This is a genomic window from Actinacidiphila sp. bgisy167 (assembly GCF_057707665.1).
Genome location: NZ_JBYIQP010000182.1, coordinates 1 through 2,293 on the forward strand (window position 1 = coordinate 1; position 2,293 = coordinate 2,293).

At 64.9% G+C, this 2,293-nt stretch carries 3 protein-coding genes; all 3 read right to left on the reverse strand.

Features of this window, described 5'->3' with window-relative positions; genetic code table 11:
* Positions 1-258, reverse strand: a 258-nt coding sequence (locus tag AC3ET4_RS30600) for a hypothetical protein (RefSeq protein WP_431955196.1), incomplete at its 3' end; no start/stop codon positions are given.
* Between the two features lie 27 nt (positions 259-285).
* On the reverse strand, positions 286-669 hold the full coding sequence (locus AC3ET4_RS30605; RefSeq protein WP_431955198.1) for a hypothetical protein: 384 nt from the start codon (positions 667-669) through the stop codon (positions 286-288).
* A 956-nt stretch (positions 670-1,625) separates the two neighbouring features.
* Positions 1,626-1,904, reverse strand: a complete 279-nt coding sequence (locus tag AC3ET4_RS30610; RefSeq protein WP_431955200.1) for a hypothetical protein — start codon at positions 1,902-1,904, stop codon at positions 1,626-1,628.
* Positions 1,905-2,293 lie beyond the last annotated feature (389 nt).

A 2,293-nucleotide genomic window follows, 5' to 3' on the forward strand; every position in this document is an offset into this window, starting at 1 on the left:
GAGCTCTTCGTAGGCTGTCCAACAGTCGATGCTGCCGTCGTCGTACAGGCTGCCCATGTACCAGTCGTCGTCATCGACAGGCTTCACGATGCACAGGTCGTGGAACCCGAGAACGATCTCCGGGTGCATTACCTTGTGGGCGTCAGAGGCGACCCACTTCACTGCTCGGTTTGGGTCCAGGACGACAGCTTCTCGGTCCCCGGATACGTCGCGAATCTGCTGAAGGGTCCACCCCGCGGGTAGCTGTGCGTCTGCCACCTAAGGATGATCTCAGCTCGTTGGCGATCAGGGCTGCTCTTTCAACGCCGCATAGGCCCGCTCGACTTCGCCCAGGTACTGGTTCAGGTGGAAGCGAACCTCCTCGATGGGTCTGCCATCGAGGCCCGGATACATCAGGTCGGTCCAGATGACCGTCTCGCCCCGGAGCCGGATCCGGATGGTCAGCCTGTCCGGCCCCGGCTCGGGCTCCTCCTGAGTTGCCACATCCACCGTGCATGGCATATCCGGCGGATAGAGCGGTCCGCCTGGGCGGAGCAGCCGCCTTGGACCGAGGCCGGCCATTCTGCTGTCGCTGCGCGCGACCACGTCGAGGCCATCGACGAAGAGGTACGTGTGAATGGCCGAACACACTGGCTGCCCCGGGCACGTACTGATGAGCAGCGTGCTCACCCCACCGTCGTATTGCCCATGGGGCGAGGTGGCCCTGAGCTTGCGCGGGGATCTACGCGGCATCCGCCTGATGTGACGTCATGGGTCGATTGTAACGGCCACGCCGCACCAGTTTGGAAGACTGAGGCTGCGGACCCTGCCTCACCTGGGCGGGCGCTGACCTGCGGCAAAGTGAACCCGTCACCGCTGCTCCCCGTGGCTCCCCGTTCAGCACCGCCTCACCTGGCACGGCTGTGGCACAAGGTCCTGTGTCGTTTAGCCTCTGGTCTAGAGCGCGGGACCGGCATGAGTTTCGGGGGTGGAGGCGATGGCGGCCAGTGAGTCGGTCAGGTATCCGTCCGACTGCGAAACTTGCGGCGCCGTGGCGGAGTGTGACGCCGGTGAGGGCCTGGTCGACGGTGAAGTGCGCTGGGACATCGCGAAAAGCTGTGCCGCCTGCGGCATGTACGTGATCGCCTGCGGTCGATCGGATGTGCCAGGAGATCTGCGGGAACGGCTGCTATCCGAGCATGGTCCGACGCGACTACGGCTCTGCGACCCGTCGTCCAGTGCCGTCGTACTCATGAGGGTGATACGTGTCGAACTAGGACTCGACTTGATCCAGGCGAAGGCCATGGCGCAGCGAGTACGCGCGGGAACCCAAACGGGGACGCTGACCGAAATGACCGTCCTCGCCCACCGGCTGCGCCAAGCAGGTGTCCAGGCGACGACTGAACGCCCGTAGCTGATGGCACAAAGCCGTACACGCTGCGCCGGCGTGCGAAGCAACCACTGACCCAGGCGCGGTGGGTGGAGCACGCTCCGGGCAATGCCATCAGTTCTTCTGGAAGTGGTGCGGCAAGCTCCCACCTGGGCGGGTTTGTCGCGCCCGGCTTATGACCTGCGCCGATGCCGTGAACGGTTGTCATCGTCTGTCAACGTTGGCTCACCTCGGACGGCCCGGAGACGGCCCACGTTCAATCGGACTCGTGCATCTCTTGACCGTCGTCATCCTCGGCCGAAGCCGCGATGAGGCGCCGACGAGCTTGCTCAAGGCGACCAACGTAGTCCGGCATGAAGATCTCTGGCAGCGTGGTTTCCAAGGTGCCTGAGATCGCGTACACAGCAGACCAGACCGCCTTGTCGGGCACGATCGGGCTCAGCTGGTCGGACTTCATCATCACTTCGTACAGCCAGTCCGACAGCACGAACGCTTGATCGCGGGTGAGCTTTATGATGACCGGTTCCTCGTCCACCCGGGCACCGTACCTCGCGGTCGGTGTGGAGAGGCTTTGGGCTGGAGCTGCCATGGGGCGAGAGATCGGGGCCCGTAAGCTGCTGGCGACTCGGGCGGTCTGTGGACCTGCCCGCTAAGGCCCGATGTGGGCCCCGATCTTCGAGGCTCGCCCCATGGTGGCTGCGTAAAGCCTCGGAGCGCCGGCCGCCCCAGCCACCGCGGTTCTGACCTCATGCCCCTTGGCCTACCTATGTGGGCGCGCGGCAGCGGACGGCGCGCCGAGCGGGACGGAGGCAGGAGCGTGGGCGCGGCCGGACGTCGGCCGCGCGCCCGGCGGAGCGTGAGCGACGCCGGGTGTCTTGATGAGGTAGAGAAATCTGTAACAAGATCGGGTTCAGTCGTCTTCTT